Genomic DNA, 14,218 nt, shown 5'->3' with positions numbered 1-14,218 from the left:
AACAATTGTTCGCTATCAAGCCTTTTTCTGGGCAAACAACGCGTCGAGCTTCTGTTCGAACTGGTGATAGTCGATGGCGTCGTACAGCTCCATGCGGGTCTGCATGGTGTCGATCACGTTCTGCTGGGTGCCATCACGGCGGATCGCGTTGAAGACGTTTTCGGCCGCCTTGTTCATCGCGCGGAACGCCGACAGTGGGTACAGCACCAGCGATACGTCGGCTTCGCGCAGTTGCTCGACGGTGAACAGCGGCGTGGCGCCAAATTCGGTAATGTTGGCCAGAATCGGGACGCCGGCGCGGTTGGCGAACTGTTTGTACATCGCAAGTTCGGTAATCGCCTCGGGGAACACCATATCGGCGCCAGCCTCGATGCAGGCGGCCGCGCGCTCCAGGGCCGCGTCCAGGCCTTCGACCGCCAGCGCGTCGGTGCGCGCCATGATCACGAAGCTGGAGTCGGTTCGCGCATCGACCGCCGCCTTGATGCGGTCGACCATTTCCTGCTGCGAGACGATTTCTTTATTAGGCCGGTGACCGCAGCGCTTGGCGCCCACCTGGTCTTCGATATGGATACCTGCGGCGCCGGCCTTGATCATCGAGCGCACGGTGCGCGCCACATTGAAGGCAGACGAACCAAAGCCGGTGTCGACATCGACCAGCAACGGCAACTCACAGACATCGGTGATGCGCCGTACATCGATCAGCACGTCCTCCAGCCCGGAAATACCCAGGTCCGGCAGCCCCAGGGAGCCGGCGGCCACGCCACCGCCCGACAGGTAAATGGCCTTGAACCCGGCGCGCTGGGCCAGCAGTGCGTGGTTGGCATTGATGGTGCCCACCACTTGCAGGGGATGCTCGCTGGCCACAGCATCGCGCAAGCGCTGGCCCGGGGTTGTCTGTGAATGACTCATGCTTCACCTCGGTCGTGAGCGGCCTGATAGTGGCGCTCGATATTGCGTCGGGAGGCGCCGATATGGCGGCGCATCAGAAGTTCGGCCAGTTCGCCGTCACGTTCGGCGATGGCGTCCAGAATGCGGTGGTGCTCGGCAAAGGCCTGGCGCGGGCGGTTGGGCGTGGTGGAAAACTGGATGCGGTACATGCGCACCAGTTGATACAGCTCGCCGCAGAGCATCTGGCTCAGGGTCTGGTTGCCGCTGCCCTGGATGATCCGGTAGTGGAAGTCGAAATCGCCTTCTTGCTGGTAATAACCGATGCCGGCCTGAAACGCCGCGTCGCGTTCATGGGTATCGAGTACCCGGCGCAACTCGTCGATCTGCGAGGCGCTCATGCGCTCGGCGGCCAGCCGGCAGGCCATGCCTTCGAGCGATTCGCGGATTTCGTACAGCTCGATCATCTGCGCATGGCTCAGCGATACCACTCGTGCGCCAACATGTGGAATGCGCACCACCAGCCGCTGCCCTTCAAGCCGGTGGATGGCTTCACGCAGCGGTCCACGGCTGATGCCGTAGGTGCGCGCCAGTTCCGGCTCGGAAATCTTGCTGCCCGGGGCGATCTCGCCGCTGACGATGGCCGCCTGGATACGCCGGAACACGTTTTCGGAGAGTGTTTCTGTTTCTTGCCCGGCAGGCAGTGCAGGCTCAAGCACATCCAGCATATTGTCGACACCTCGATCAGCGCATAGCCAATAATCTAGCCATAACCGCCAATCTCGTCAAAGACAAAAACAACATTGTCGACAATCGTCCAATACTTGACGCTGTTGAGGCTTGGGATAACAGCGCGGCTGATTGCTGGCGTCATAAACCCTGCATGGTAGAATGCCGGCCTTTTTACCCGCGCCAGAACCTCATGAAACGTTTCACGCTGCTGTGCCTGCTGTTGCTCTGCCTGCCCGCTTTCGCCAACGAAAAACTCATCTACGGCCTGAACGAACATGCCCGCCTGCCCGAGATCGGCCTGGAAATACCGGCCAAACTCGACACCGGCGCCCACACCGCGTCGCTGAGTGCCCGCGACATCGAATATTTTCTGCGCAACGAGCAACGCTGGGTGCGTTTTTACCTGGCCATCGATCAACAGCATGCACACCCTATCGAGCGGCAATTGGTGCGGGTGGGGCAAATCAAACGCCGTGCCGACGACCTGGGCGCCAACCCCGAACAGCAGTACAGCAGCCGTCCGGTGATCCGCCTGGATGTTTGCCTGGGCAAAGATTTACATAACCTGGAAGTGAACTTGACCGACCGCCGCGCTTTCCAATACCCGCTTTTGATTGGCGCCGACGCGCTCAAGCGCTTTAACGTGCTGGTCGACGCCAGTCTGAAATATGCCGCCGGCAAGCCCGCCTGCACCGACAACATCGCTCAAAACGCAGAGTAATCCCATGCGCGCGCTTACCCTTCATCTGAAAGTACTGATCGCCATCCTGGTGACCCTGGGCCTGGCAATCACGGCCTGGCAGGTGCTGGTACTCGGCATGCCGATGACCGAAGACGAAACCGATGACCTGTGGAACATCGACGCCAAGGTCGAGTTCGTCGCCAGCCCCAAGGACTCGGTCAAGGTGCAGATGTTCGTCCCGCCACTGGCGCAGGACTACATCAGCCTTAACGAGAGTTTTATCTCCAACAATTACGGGGTCAGCGTCAATCGCGTCGACGCCAACCGCAAAGTCACCTGGTCGGCACGCCGCGCCAATGGCAACCAGACCCTGTATTACCGGCTGGTGTTGACCAAGCGTTACAGCGCCGACAAACCCAAGCCCAAGGGGCCGATCTTCCGCGACAGCCTGCCGGTCGAAGGCCCGGAAAAAATCGCCGCCGATGCGCTGCTGGCGCCGATTCGCCAGCATTCGGCCGACGTCGAAACCTTCATCAGCGAAGCCATCAAACGGATCAATAACCCAAGCGACGACAATGCCCGCCTGTTGCTCGGTGGTGACACCTCGGCAGCGCGCAAGGCGCAGGTCACCGACCTGCTGCTGTCCATCGCCCATGTGCCGATGGAAAAGGTCCACACCATTCGCCTGGAGGCCGGCCAGCCGCAAACGCCTGAACTCTGGGTGCGCAGCTTCAATGGCAAAGAGTGGCTGTACTTCAACCCGGAAACCGGCGAATCCGGCCTGCCCGAAGACCGCATGCTCTGGTGGATCGGCGACGAGCCACTGATCACCGTCGATGGCGGGCGCAAGGCCACGGTCAATTTCACCCTGAACAACAGTGAAATGAACGCCATTCGCCTGGCGCAACTGACCGACGAAAACACCGACGCCGACTTTCTCTCCTATTCGCTGTACGGCCTGCCGCTGCAAACCCAGCAGAGCTTCATGATCATGGTCATGATCCCTATCGGTGTGCTGGTGATTCTGGTGCTGCGCAACCTGATCGGCCTGCAGACCCTGGGCACCTTTACCCCGGTACTGATCGCCCTGGCGTTCCGCGAGACGCAGCTGGACTTCGGTATCTTGCTGTTTACCGTGATCACCGCCCTGGGCCTGTCACTGCGCTCCTACCTTGAACACCTGAAATTGCAGATGCTGCCACGCTTGTCAGTGGTGCTGACCTTCGTGGTGGTGTTGATCGCCGCCATCAGCCTGTTCAGCCACAAACTGGGCCTTGAGCGCGGCTTGTCGGTGTCGCTGTTCCCGATGGTGATCCTGACCATGACCATCGAGCGCCTGTCGATCACCTGGGAAGAACGCGGCGCCAGCCATGCCATGAAAGTGGCCATCGGCACCCTGTTCGCCGCCTCGCTGGCGTTCCTGATCATGACCGTGCCGCAACTGACCTACTTCGTCTTCACCTTCCCGGCCGTGCTGCTGGTGCTGGTCGGCTTCATGCTGGCCATGGGTCGCTATCGCGGTTATCGCCTGACCGAGCTGGTGCGCTTTCGCGCCTTCCTCAAGGAAGACGCCAAATGATCGGCTGGTGGAAAACCTGGAAGGCCCTCGAAGCCAAGGGGATCATGGGTATCAACCGGCGTAACGCCGACTATGTGCTCAAGTACAACAAGCGCAGCCTGTACCCGATCGTCGACGACAAGATCATCACCAAAGAGCGCGCCATCGCCGCCGGCATTCATGTGCCGCAGATGTACGGGGTGATCTCCACTGAAAAGCAGATCGACAATCTCGGCAAGATCATCGAGGGCCACGACGATTTCGTCATCAAGCCCGCTCAGGGTGCCGGTGGCGACGGCATTCTGGTGATCGCCGACCGCTTCGAAGACAACTTTCGCAGCATTTCCGGGCGACTGGTCAGCCGCTCGGAAATCGAACACCAGATTTCCAGCATCCTCACCGGCCTCTATTCGCTGGGCGGCCACCGCGACCGGGCACTGATCGAATACCGGGTCATCCCCGACACCATCTTCAAGAGCATCAGCTATGAAGGCGTGCCGGACATCCGCATCATCGTGCTGATGGGCTACCCGGTGATGGCCATGCTGCGCCTGCCGACCCGCCAGTCGGGCGGCAAGGCCAACCTGCACCAGGGCGCCATCGGCGTCGGTGTCGATCTGGCCACCGGCATTACCCTGAAGGGCACCTGGCTGAACCGTATCATCAGCAAACACCCCGACACCGCCAATGCCGTGGACGGCGTGCAACTGCCCTACTGGGACGGTTTCATGAAGCTGGCCGCCGAGTGTTATGAGCTGTGCGGGCTGGGCTATATCGGCGTCGACATGGTGCTGGACCAGGAAAAAGGCCCGCTGATTCTCGAGCTCAACGCCCGCCCCGGCCTGAATATCCAGATCGCCAACGACTGCGGCCTGACCCTGCGCACCCAGGCAGTGGAGGCGCACCTGGAAAAGCTGGCACTCAATGGTGAACAGCAGACGCCGCAGGAGCGGGTGAAGTTTGTCCAAGAGTTATTCGGACACGTACCGACGGCCTGAACAAGGTCTGTGCATAGACGCTGCTCGTGACTACAATCAGCGCCTTTCTGTTATCGACTGTAGTCCCGCATGCCAACCTGCACGCTGCACCCCTTGCCCTACGCGCCAGACCCTGCCGTTTACTTTGCCCGGATCCGCCAGGCGCCGGGCGCGGTGCTGCTGGACAGTGGCCGGCCGGCCGCCGATCGGGGTCGCTTCGACCTGTTCAGTGCCTGGCCGCTGGAACAGGTGCAATGTGCTCCCGAACACACCGGCGCAGCTTTTCTCCAGCACCTGCGCCAACGCCTGGCGCTGCTGGGCGAGGCACAATTGCCAAAGGGCTGTGAGCTACCGTTTGCCGGGGGCCTGATCGGTTACCTGAGCTACGATTTTGGCCGGCGTCTGGAAGCCTTGCCGCAACAGTCCATCGATGACCTGCTGCTAAACGACGCGCAATTGGGGCTGTATGCCTGGGCGGTCGTCACCGACCATCAGGCCCTGACCACGCAACTGGTGTTTCACCCGTCACTGGCCGATGCCGAGCGTCAGCGTTTGATTGCGCTGTTTACCCAGATGGTTGACGACACACCGGGCCAGTTCCGTTTGACCGCACCGTTCAAGCCTGACCTCAACGCCGATCAATACCGCAATGCCTTCAAGCGCTTGCAGGCCTATATCCAGGCGGGCGACTGCTATCAGGTGAATCTGACCCAGCGCTTTCAGGCCGGTTGTGCAGGCGACCCGTGGGCGGCGTATCTGGCCTTGCGTGCGGCCTGCCCCACGCCTTTTTCGGGCTATATGCCACTGGACGATGGCGGCGCCATTCTGAGTGTGTCGCCAGAGCGATTTGTCCGGGTCAGCCAGAACCAGGTCGAAACCCGGCCGATCAAGGGCACACGGCCACGTGGCCGCGATGCCATTGAGGATGCACAACTGGCCGACGAACTGCTTGGCAGCGCCAAGGACCGTGCGGAAAACCTGATGATCGTGGATCTGCTGCGCAACGATCTGGGCCGCACCTGCCGCATCGGTTCAGTCAAGGTGCCGCAGTTGTTCGGTCTGGAAAGCTACCCGAACGTGCACCACCTGGTCAGCAGCATCACCGGTGAACTGGCAACGGGTCGCGACGCCCTGCACCTGATTGCCGACAGCTTTCCGGGGGGCTCGATCACCGGCGCACCGAAAATCCGCGCCATGCAGATCATCGACGAACTGGAGCCGCACCGCCGCGCGGTGTATTGCGGCTCGCTGATCTACCTTGATGTGCGCGGCGAGATGGACAGTTCTATCGCGATCCGCAGCCTGCTGGTGAAAGACGGTCAAGTGTCCTGCTGGGCCGGCGGCGGTATCGTCGCCGACTCAGACTGTGCTGCAGAGTACCAGGAGTGCTTTACCAAGGTCGGGGTGCTGCTCAAGACCCTGGAGAACCTGTAGTTACAGACTCAAGGTACGATTCGAAGCCTTGATGAATTCCTTCTTGAGATCTTCAAACGTGTGCACGGCCGGGAACTGCGGGAATTCGCGAATCACGTTGTCCGGGGCATGGAACAGGATGCCGGCGTCGGCTTCACCGAGCATGGTGGTGTCGTTGTACGAGTCGCCGGCGGCGATCACGCGATAGTACAGGCTCTTGAAGGCCAGCACCGATTGACGCTTGGGGTCTTTCTGGCGCAGTTGATAACTGATGACCCGGTCGGTCTCGTCAGTGATCAGGCGATGACACAGCAGGGTCGGAAACCCCAGTTGACGCATCAGCGGCTGAGAGAACTCGTAAAAGGTGTCCGACAGAATAACCACCTGAAAGCGCTCGCGCAGCCAGTCGACGAACTCGATAGCGCCGTCCAGCGGCTTGAGGGTGCCGATCACTTCCTGAATGTCGCCCAGTTTCAGGCCATGCTCATCGAGGATGCGCAGGCGCTGCTTCATCAGCACGTCGTAGTCGGGAATATCCCGGGTGGTTGCACGCAAGGACTCGATGCCGGTTTTTTCGGCAAAGGCAATCCAGATTTCCGGGACCAGCACACCTTCCAGGTCGAGACAGGCAATTTCCACAGGACACTCCTTGATGGCGCGAAAAGAAGCGGCACTTTAGGGGCTGTCGCGGTGGTTGCGCAAGCCGGGACGATGCGCTCACTGGTCGACGGATTTTGTTACCATAATCGCCATCACGAGCGCTTAAGCGCCACCCTTGTAATAGGAACACACCTGATGAGCCAACCTTTCGACGTTGCCGAACTGGCGGCGACGTATGCCAACAAGTCACCACAGGACATCCTGAAGCTGGCTTTCAACCACTTTGGCGACGACCTGTGGATCTCTTTCAGCGGCGCCGAAGACGTGGTGCTGGTCGACATGGCCTGGAAGATCAACAAGAACGTCAAGGTCTTCAGCCTCGACACCGGCCGCCTGCACCCGGAAACCTACCGTTTCATCGACACGGTGCGCGAGACCTACGCCATCGAGATCGAACTGGTCTCGCCTGACCACAGCAAGCTTGAGCCGTTCGTCAAACAGAAGGGCCTGTTCAGCTTCTACAAGGACGGGCATGGCGAATGCTGCGGCGTGCGCAAGATCGAACCGTTGCGCCGCAAGCTGAGTACCGTGAAAGCCTGGGCCACCGGCCAGCGCCGCGACCAGAGCCCCGGCACCCGTAGCCAGGTGGCATCACTGGAAATCGACAGCGCGTTTTCGACGCCTGAGCGGGCGCTGTACAAGTTCAACCCGCTGGCGCAGATGAGCAGCGAAGAAGTCTGGGGCTACATCCGCATGCTGGAACTGCCGTACAACAGCCTGCACGAGCGCGGCTTCATCAGCATCGGCTGCGAGCCGTGCACGCGCCCGGTATTGCCCAACCAGCACGAACGCGAAGGCCGCTGGTGGTGGGAAGAAGCCACCCAGAAGGAGTGCGGGTTACATGCCGGCAACCTGATAACCAAAGCATAAGCTGCAAGCTGCAAGCCGTAGGACCGGCTTTAGCCGGGAAGCTAACACCGCGTAATGGCTTTCCCGACTAAAGCGGTTCGCCGCCCGGTCGGTCCTACGAGCAGCTGCTTTTAGTGAACAGGCAACTGCACATCAGCGAACAGATCTTCGAGTTCTTGCTTGTTATGGCAATGAACCGCCTTGGCCATGACTTCGCGGGTCAGGTGCGGGGCGAATTTCTCGATGAAGTCGCACATGAAGCCGCGCAGGAAGGTGCCGCGACGGAAGGCGATCTTGGTCACGCTGGACTCGAACAAATGGCTGGCATCCAGTGCCACCAGGTCATTGTCCAGCTCTTCGTCGACGGCCATGTGCGCGACGATGCCCACGCCCAGGTTCAGGCGCACGTAAGTCTTGATGACGTCGGCGTCGGCAGCGGTAAACACCACTTTGGGCACCAGGCCGCGATGGCTGAAGGCCTCGTCGAGCTTTGAACGGCCGGTGAAACCGAACACGTAGGTCACGATCGGGTATTCGGCCAGCAGTTCCAGGGTCAGCTTGGGCACCTTGGTCAGTGGATGGCCCAACGGCACCACCACGCAACGGTTCCAGCGGTAGCACGGCATCATGATCAGGTCGCCGAACTGCTCCAGCGCCTCGGTGGCAATGGCGAAATCGACGGTGCCATCGGCTGCCATCTCGGCGATCTGCATCGGCGAGCCCTGGTGCATGTGCAAAGCCACGTCCGGGTACTGCTTGATGAAACTGCTGATGATCGGCGGCAAGGCGTAGCGTGCCTGGGTGTGCGTAGTGGCGATCGACAGGGTGCCCTTTTTCTCGTTGGAGAATTCCTGGGCGATCTGCTTGATGCTCTCGACCTTGCGCAGGATTTCACCGGCCGTGGTGATGATCCGCTCGCCGGCCGGGGTTACCCGGGTCAGGTGCTTGCCGCTGCGGGCAAAGACTTCGACGCCCAGTTCATCCTCGAGCAGACGAATCTGTTTGCTGATCCCGGGCTGCGAGGTGTACAGGCTCTGAGCCGTCGCCGAAACGTTGAGGTCGTGGTGCGCCACTTCCCAGATGTAGCGCAATTGTTGAAGCTTCATAAATATCCCTCAAAGCAGATAAACCCGGTACCGGGACCGAAAAGTGCATTTCGCTCGTCGACTTTTCAGCCTGGTGTCGGGGCATCAGCGACGGTATATAACCGTATCAATGGTCAGAAGAAGAAAGCTAGAACTTTTTATCATCTTTACACGATAATGGCACGCGCCATTTCACTTCTGACCTCATTTATCCGCGCATTCTGTTCTGCATCATGGGCACCATATAAACCGGCACGGCAGAGTGCTGCAAAACCCTGGCGGCGGTACGCCCGACAGGCGCGCCCTCACCGACCATGCGGCTGTGGCTGCCCAGCACCAGTAGATCGACGGACAGCTCATGGGCCTGTGCAAGGATCACGTGACAAGGATCACCCTGAACAACGCGTACGGCGCGGATAAAGGCCAGGTCTTGATGCCCTTCGCCCAGCTCTTCACGAAATTCATCGAGCATCCGTTGCTCGATGCCTTGCATGAAGGTGCTCACACCTTGCGCCTGCAACTCGCGCAGCGCCTGTTCGCCCAGGTAACTTTGCAATACCGATTCGGCGAACATGCCCAGCGGTTCGACGACATGAATCACATACAACCCGGCATTGAAGGTTCGCGCCAATGCCAGTGCGTGCTGCGTCACGTAAGGCGCATACAGACCCAAGTCTGTGGCATACAGCATCGAACGAACCATATAACCTCCCGAACAGCCATATTGGCGGAGATTGATTGAGCTTAGCAGCGCCGCGCAGATTCAGGATTTCGGCTCGTTACTGATGCCATGCGGTACGTGCCCGGTGGCAACGAACTCCCGTGCCCGCTCGCAATGCCCCGGCTGGTCGTCGAAGAACATGTCGGCGCCAAACGCCTGCAGAAACGCAGCCTTCTGCAAGCCGCCCAGAAACAGTGACTCGTCGAGGCGGATGTTCCATTCGCGCAGGGTGCGGATCACGCGTTCATGGGCCGGGGCCGAACGGGCCGTAACCAGTGCGGTGCGCACCGGGCAGTCCTCTTCGGGGAATTCGCTTTGCAGCAGGTTCAGTGCCGCCAGAAACGGCTTGAACGGCCCGCCCCGCAGCGGCTCGCGCGCCGACTGCCGCTCGCTGGCCTGGAATGCTTCAAGGCCACCACTTTGATAGACCCGCTCGGAATCATCGGCAAACAGCACCGCATCGCCATCGAAGGCAATGCGCAATTCACTGCTAAAATCGCGCCGTACCCCGCCGCAGAGAATGGTTGCCGCCGCAAACCCTGCCTCCAGTGCGCTGCGCACATCGTCGGCGTGGGTGGAAAGAAACAGATGGCAGCCAAACGCCGCCAGATAAGGATACGGGCTGCGTCCACCCGCGAACGCGGCGCGGGAGATATCCAGCCCGTAATGCTGGATCGAGTTGAAAATGCGCAGGCCGGTGTCGGCACTGTTGCGCGACACCAGCACCACCTCGACCCGCTGCCGGCCGAGACGGGCATTGAGGTTCAGCAGCTTTTGCGCCAGGTGGTAGGCCTCACCGGGCAGCAACAATTCGTCTTCGTGGTCGATCTGGTACTGGCGATACGCTTCGACCCCGCCGCTCAGGTACACCGCGTGGCTTTGTTCAAGGTCGAACAAGGCTCGCGACGAAATCGCCACCACCAGTTTATCGTTGCCGCCGATCACGGTACTTGCTGCCCGCGCTGATCGATGAACGCCAGCGCCCGGTACAGGGTGCGTATCTGAATCATGTCGTAACCGGCCTCCAGTGCCGCCTGCAGAGGCTGCTCGTAGATGGCCGCCAGCTCCAGCGGACGTTGCCCCATGAAATCGTGGTACATGCTGGGCAGATAGTCGGGCATATTCTCGGTAAAGGTGAACAGGGTTTGCGCATAGTCGGCCGGCAGGATGTGACCGCAGGCGGCAGCGCCCTGAACCACTTCGTCCATCAAGGCCAGGATCAGCTCGCGGCAGTGTTGTTGCCCCATCAGCAACTGAGTGCCGGCCTGCAACAGCACCGACAGACCGTTGTAGGGCACATTCCACACCAGTTTTTGCCAGCGCGCCTGTTGCAGGTCGGCCATGGCCTGCGAGTCGACGCCGGCGGCACGCAGTAACGCCGCGCCCTCCTCGACAATCGCCTGCCGCGCGGCCGGGTCTGTCGCCGGACCGCTGTGATAGCCCAGATTGACCATGCCGCCCGACTGGTGCACGACCACACCCGGTGCCTGGCGATGCACAGCGATGAAGCACAACCCGCCCAGCAAATGCAGGCTGTCGGGTAGCAACTGGCGCAATGAATCTTCGACACCCAAACCGTTTTGCAGCGTCACGATCCGCGCACCGGGCGCGGCGGCCTGAGCGATCAGTGGCGCCAGCGCCGCGTTGCTGGTGGTTTTGGCACCCACCAGCAACCAGTCGCAGGGCGGCATGTCATGGGCACTGGCGTGGGCCTGAACCGGATAAAGACTCAGCGCGCCATGCACCTGGCTATCAATGCGCAGGCCGTGCTGCACGACGGCATCGAACTCGCTGCGCAACAGAAAGTGCACATCAAAGCCGGCGCGGGCCAGCATCAGGCCATAAAAACCGCCAATGGCACCGGTGCCGATAATGCCGATACGCGGTTGTGGGGAGGTTACGGTCATTGCAGTTCACATCCTTTTTCCAGCGCCCTCAGGGTAACTCGTCGGGCTCGCGTTCAAATGCCTGGACAAGCGCCTCAGTCAGCGCCTGCTGATCAAGGCGGCAGCGTAGCGCACCCTGAAAGCTGCCGTCGCGCACCACGAACAATGCCGGCAAATGAAACACTTCATAACGTTGCACGGCACCGCCATTGCGGCCGGCATCGACCCAGCACAGCCGCTCCAGCGGCAAGTTCATCTGCGGCAGGCGCTGGCGCGCCCAACGGCAACTGGCACAGCCATCGCCGGTAAACAGCAGCAATGAACGCCCCGGCAGCGTGAGTAACTGCTGGTCGATATCCAGATCAGTGAGTTGCAACTGCTCCATCCGGCTACCTTCAGAGGTTGATTTACAAGGTCGGCAAGCATACGCCAGTGTTATCGCCAGCTTGTCGAAACACGCGCTAACGCGCTAAGGTTCGCGCACCCCGCAATGCGATACCTCGCTGGACTGCCCGGAAGGCAGACAGTGACCGTGACCAGATGAGTAACCCGATGGCCGATTTACCGATTGACGACCTCAACGTTGCCTCTAACGAGACGCTGATCACCCCCAACCTGCTCAAGCACGAGATTCCCCTGACCGCTTCGGCGCAGCGGACCGTGAGTGAGGGTCGTGAGGTGATCCGCAACATCCTCGACGGCAAGGATCACCGCCTGTTCATCGTGGTCGGGCCTTGCTCGATCCATGATCTCAAGGCCGCCAAAGAGTATGCCGAACGCCTCAAGGCGTTGTCTGCCGAGGTGTCGGACACGCTGTATCTGGTCATGCGCGTGTATTTCGAGAAGCCGCGTACCACCGTCGGCTGGAAGGGCCTGATCAACGATCCATACCTGGACGACTCGTTCAAGATTCAGGACGGCCTGCACATCGGCCGTCAACTGCTGCTCGACCTGGCTGAAATGGGCCTGCCCACCGCCACCGAAGCGCTGGACCCGATCTCGCCGCAGTACCTGCAAGACCTGATCAGCTGGTCGGCGATTGGTGCGCGTACCACCGAATCGCAAACTCACCGTGAGATGGCCTCGGGCCTGTCTTCGGCTGTCGGCTTCAAGAACGGCACCGACGGTGGCCTGACCGTGGCTATCAATGCCTTGCAGTCGGTGTCCAAGCCGCACCGTTTCCTGGGCATCAACCAGGAAGGCGGCGTGTCGATCGTCACCACCAAAGGCAACGCCTATGGCCACGTGGTTCTGCGTGGCGGCAATGGCAAGCCCAACTACGATTCGGTCAGCGTCGCGTTGTGCGAGCAGGATCTGAACAAGGCCGGCATCGTGCCCAACATCATGGTCGACTGCAGCCATGCCAACTCCAACAAGGACCCGGCCCTGCAGCCGCTGGTCATGGAGAACGTCGCCAACCAGATTCTCGAAGGCAACCAGTCGATCATCGGCCTGATGGTCGAAAGCCACCTGAACTGGGGCGCTCAGTCGATTCCTAAAGACCTGTCGGAACTGCAATACGGCGTCTCGGTCACCGATGCCTGCATCGACTGGCAGGCGACCGAAAAAACCTTGCGCAGCATGCACGCCAAGCTCAAGGACATCTTGCCGGCGCGTCGCCGCGGCTGATACAGACAGCAGACACGAAAACGCCGGGCATCTGCCCGGCGTTTTTCATTCTGCCTGCGCCTTAGCTGAGCAGATCCTGAGCGCCGCTCTGGCGCTGGTGACGCTCCATGTAGCGCTCTACGTACGAGCAGGAAGCGATAACGCTATAACCACCCTCATCGGCAAACGCCAATGCCTGCTCGGTCAGCGCCGCAGCAATGCCGCGACCGCGCAACGCATCGGGTACGAAAGTGCGGTAGAAATCCAGGGTTTGCTTACCCAGGTCCATATAGGTCAGGTAAGCACGATGGCCGTCGACATCAACCGTAAATTGATGCCCTGCCTGATCGTGGTGGATGGACAACGCCTCGCTCATCATTACTCCTAGCGGGTCTTGGAATTGGACCCCTACATTACCGATGTTTTTCCGGCGAAGGAACCTCCAGGGTACCTCTGCGCCACCCTGTGCCTGACCGGACACCGGTAAAAGCATTGCCGATTACCTTTTTACAGCACCTTCAAATAGTAGGCGTCATTGTGCGATCTGCTCAAGGGCCGTACTGCTTTAAAATGCACCAATCCCGATCCTCTGCCGCCGCATTGAACCGGAGCATGCCGAAAGTTGTCCATTAAGACGCCCGAGCCCCGATAAAGTCACTGTGACATCAATGGCTAGTGTCATTTTGCAGACACAGTGTTATGCAATGACTTGGGGGCAACGAGCCGGCGGATGGTTTTCATACAATCTGCTTGAGGAGTATGGCGGAAGACTTTCAGGGGCAAGAATTTTGCAGGTATCTTGCGCTTCGTCCGTTTACTTACTAAATACAATGGGTACCATGTACACCGGTCATTTTCTCACTTTCGAGAAGTGACATATTTGATGAAAAGTCCTTGAAGGGGAATGCAATGAACAATGTACTGAAACTTTCCGCTCTGGCTCTGGCTGCCGTTCTGGCCACTGGCTGCAGCAGCGTTTCGAAAGAAACCGAAGCTCGCCTGACCGCTACCGAAGACGCCGCTGCACGTGCACAATCGCGCGCTGACGAAGCCTATCGCAAAGCTGACGAAGCACTGGCTGCTGCTCAAAAAGCCCAGCAAACTGCCGACGAAGCCAACGAGCGCGCTCTGCGCATGCTCGACAAGGCAAGCCGCAAGTAAT

The 14,218-nt window shown here is 60.0% G+C and carries 16 protein-coding genes; 7 read left to right on the top strand and 9 right to left on the bottom strand.

Annotated elements, in window-relative coordinates; translation table 11 throughout:
* Positions 1–15: 15 nt before the first annotated feature.
* Together prpB and ACYP2A_RS12475 are read right to left on the bottom strand one after the other, a co-directional pair.
* Entirely contained in the window at positions 16–909 is an 894-nt protein-coding gene (prpB, locus tag ACYP2A_RS12480; protein WP_459745301.1) for a methylisocitrate lyase, read from the bottom strand.
* Positions 906–1,613, bottom strand: a complete 708-nt coding sequence (locus ACYP2A_RS12475; RefSeq protein WP_459745300.1) for a GntR family transcriptional regulator — start codon at positions 1,611–1,613, stop codon at positions 906–908. Before ACYP2A_RS12475 ends, prpB begins: the two co-directional genes overlap by 4 nt.
* Before the next feature lie 194 nt (positions 1,614–1,807).
* On the opposite strand from ACYP2A_RS12475, the gene ACYP2A_RS12470 reads away from it, so the two are divergent.
* From ACYP2A_RS12470 to pabB, 4 genes are all read left to right on the top strand, one after another.
* Entirely contained in the window at positions 1,808–2,338 is a 531-nt protein-coding gene (locus tag ACYP2A_RS12470; RefSeq protein ID WP_459745299.1) for an ATP-dependent zinc protease family protein, read from the top strand.
* Positions 2,339–2,342: 4 nt separating this feature from the next.
* Positions 2,343–3,878, top strand: coding sequence for an osmotic stress tolerance membrane protein RloB (rloB, locus tag ACYP2A_RS12465; RefSeq protein WP_459745298.1), 1,536 nt, complete (start codon positions 2,343–2,345; stop codon positions 3,876–3,878).
* Positions 3,878–4,855, top strand: coding sequence for an alpha-L-glutamate ligase-like protein (locus ACYP2A_RS12460; protein ID WP_459745716.1), 978 nt, complete (start codon positions 3,878–3,880; stop codon positions 4,853–4,855). The genes rloB and ACYP2A_RS12460 overlap by 1 nt, the downstream gene beginning before the upstream one ends.
* Positions 4,856–4,924: 69 nt before the next feature.
* The gene (gene pabB, locus ACYP2A_RS12455; RefSeq protein ID WP_459745297.1) at positions 4,925–6,268 is read left to right on the top strand and encodes an aminodeoxychorismate synthase component I; all 1,344 of its coding nucleotides are present in this window, start codon (positions 4,925–4,927) and stop codon (positions 6,266–6,268) included.
* On the opposite strand, the gene thrH is transcribed toward pabB, so the two are convergent.
* On the bottom strand, positions 6,269–6,886 hold the full coding sequence (gene thrH / locus ACYP2A_RS12450; RefSeq protein WP_459745296.1) for a bifunctional phosphoserine phosphatase/homoserine phosphotransferase ThrH: 618 nt from the start codon (positions 6,884–6,886) through the stop codon (positions 6,269–6,271).
* Between the two features lie 156 nt (positions 6,887–7,042).
* Here thrH and ACYP2A_RS12445 point away from each other — a divergent pair, with 156 nt between their 5' ends.
* Positions 7,043–7,777 carry a phosphoadenylyl-sulfate reductase gene (locus ACYP2A_RS12445; RefSeq protein ID WP_459745295.1) on the top strand — a complete coding sequence of 245 codons (735 nt, stop codon included), beginning with the start codon at positions 7,043–7,045 and terminating at the stop codon, positions 7,775–7,777.
* Positions 7,778–7,887: 110 nt separating this feature from the next.
* Here the strand turns inward: ACYP2A_RS12445 and cysB are convergent, their stop codons facing one another.
* The 5 genes from cysB to ACYP2A_RS12420 all read right to left on the bottom strand — a co-directional run bounded on the left by cysB (position 7,888) and on the right by ACYP2A_RS12420 (position 11,833).
* Positions 7,888–8,862, bottom strand: a complete 975-nt coding sequence (cysB, locus tag ACYP2A_RS12440) for an HTH-type transcriptional regulator CysB (protein ID WP_459745294.1) — start codon at positions 8,860–8,862, stop codon at positions 7,888–7,890.
* 187 nt (positions 8,863–9,049) lie between these two features.
* Complete coding sequence (locus ACYP2A_RS12435) at positions 9,050–9,544, bottom strand: universal stress protein (RefSeq protein ID WP_459745293.1); 495 nt, start codon at positions 9,542–9,544, stop codon at positions 9,050–9,052.
* Between the two features lie 60 nt (positions 9,545–9,604).
* Positions 9,605–10,507 (bottom strand): 5'-nucleotidase, encoded by a 903-nt coding sequence (locus tag ACYP2A_RS12430; protein ID WP_459745292.1) that lies wholly within the window; start codon positions 10,505–10,507, stop codon positions 9,605–9,607.
* Positions 10,504–11,469, bottom strand: coding sequence for a putative 2-dehydropantoate 2-reductase (locus ACYP2A_RS12425; protein WP_459745291.1), 966 nt, complete (start codon positions 11,467–11,469; stop codon positions 10,504–10,506). Before ACYP2A_RS12425 ends, ACYP2A_RS12430 begins: the two co-directional genes overlap by 4 nt.
* Positions 11,470–11,497: 28 nt before the next feature.
* Positions 11,498–11,833: a YbbN family protein gene (locus ACYP2A_RS12420; RefSeq protein ID WP_459745290.1), complete on the bottom strand. Its 336-nt coding sequence runs from the start codon at positions 11,831–11,833 to the stop codon at positions 11,498–11,500.
* Positions 11,834–12,000: 167 nt separating this feature from the next.
* Here ACYP2A_RS12420 and ACYP2A_RS12415 point away from each other — a divergent pair, with 167 nt between their 5' ends.
* On the top strand, positions 12,001–13,077 hold the full coding sequence (locus ACYP2A_RS12415) for a 3-deoxy-7-phosphoheptulonate synthase (protein WP_459745289.1): 1,077 nt from the start codon (positions 12,001–12,003) through the stop codon (positions 13,075–13,077).
* Positions 13,078–13,138: 61 nt separating this feature from the next.
* Here the strand turns inward: ACYP2A_RS12415 and ACYP2A_RS12410 are convergent, their stop codons facing one another.
* Positions 13,139–13,432: a GNAT family N-acetyltransferase gene (locus ACYP2A_RS12410; protein WP_459745288.1), complete on the bottom strand. Its 294-nt coding sequence runs from the start codon at positions 13,430–13,432 to the stop codon at positions 13,139–13,141.
* A gap of 533 nt (positions 13,433–13,965) precedes the next feature.
* On the opposite strand from ACYP2A_RS12410, the gene ACYP2A_RS12405 reads away from it, so the two are divergent.
* The gene (locus tag ACYP2A_RS12405) at positions 13,966–14,217 is read left to right on the top strand and encodes an Lpp/OprI family alanine-zipper lipoprotein (protein ID WP_056837380.1); all 252 of its coding nucleotides are present in this window, start codon (positions 13,966–13,968) and stop codon (positions 14,215–14,217) included.
* Position 14,218: the final 1 nt, after the last annotated feature.

The organism is Pseudomonas sp. 3A(2025) (assembly GCF_054589175.1).
This window is presented reverse-complemented; position numbering and strand designations above follow the sequence as displayed.

Bases quoted from the DNA above. Each gene is read 5' to 3' on its own strand.
- prpB (WP_459745301.1), bottom strand. From the start codon at position 909: ATGAGTCATTCACAGACAACCCCGGGCCAGCGCTTGCGCGATGCTGTG.
- ACYP2A_RS12475 (WP_459745300.1), bottom strand. From the start codon at position 1,613: ATGCTGGATGTGCTTGAGCCTGCACTGCCTGCCGGGCAAGAAACAGAA.
- ACYP2A_RS12470 (WP_459745299.1), top strand. From the start codon at position 1,808: ATGAAACGTTTCACGCTGCTGTGCCTGCTGTTGCTCTGCCTGCCCGCT.
- rloB (WP_459745298.1), top strand. From the start codon at position 2,343: ATGCGCGCGCTTACCCTTCATCTGAAAGTACTGATCGCCATCCTGGTG.
- pabB (WP_459745297.1), top strand. From the start codon at position 4,925: ATGCCAACCTGCACGCTGCACCCCTTGCCCTACGCGCCAGACCCTGCC.
- ACYP2A_RS12445 (WP_459745295.1), top strand. From the start codon at position 7,043: ATGAGCCAACCTTTCGACGTTGCCGAACTGGCGGCGACGTATGCCAAC.
- cysB (WP_459745294.1), bottom strand. From the start codon at position 8,862: ATGAAGCTTCAACAATTGCGCTACATCTGGGAAGTGGCGCACCACGAC.
- ACYP2A_RS12435 (WP_459745293.1), bottom strand. From the start codon at position 9,544: ATGGTTCGTTCGATGCTGTATGCCACAGACTTGGGTCTGTATGCGCCT.
- ACYP2A_RS12425 (WP_459745291.1), bottom strand. From the start codon at position 11,469: ATGACCGTAACCTCCCCACAACCGCGTATCGGCATTATCGGCACCGGT.
- ACYP2A_RS12420 (WP_459745290.1), bottom strand. From the start codon at position 11,833: ATGGAGCAGTTGCAACTCACTGATCTGGATATCGACCAGCAGTTACTC.
- ACYP2A_RS12415 (WP_459745289.1), top strand. From the start codon at position 12,001: ATGGCCGATTTACCGATTGACGACCTCAACGTTGCCTCTAACGAGACG.
- ACYP2A_RS12410 (WP_459745288.1), bottom strand. From the start codon at position 13,432: ATGAGCGAGGCGTTGTCCATCCACCACGATCAGGCAGGGCATCAATTT.
- ACYP2A_RS12405 (WP_056837380.1), top strand. From the start codon at position 13,966: ATGAACAATGTACTGAAACTTTCCGCTCTGGCTCTGGCTGCCGTTCTG.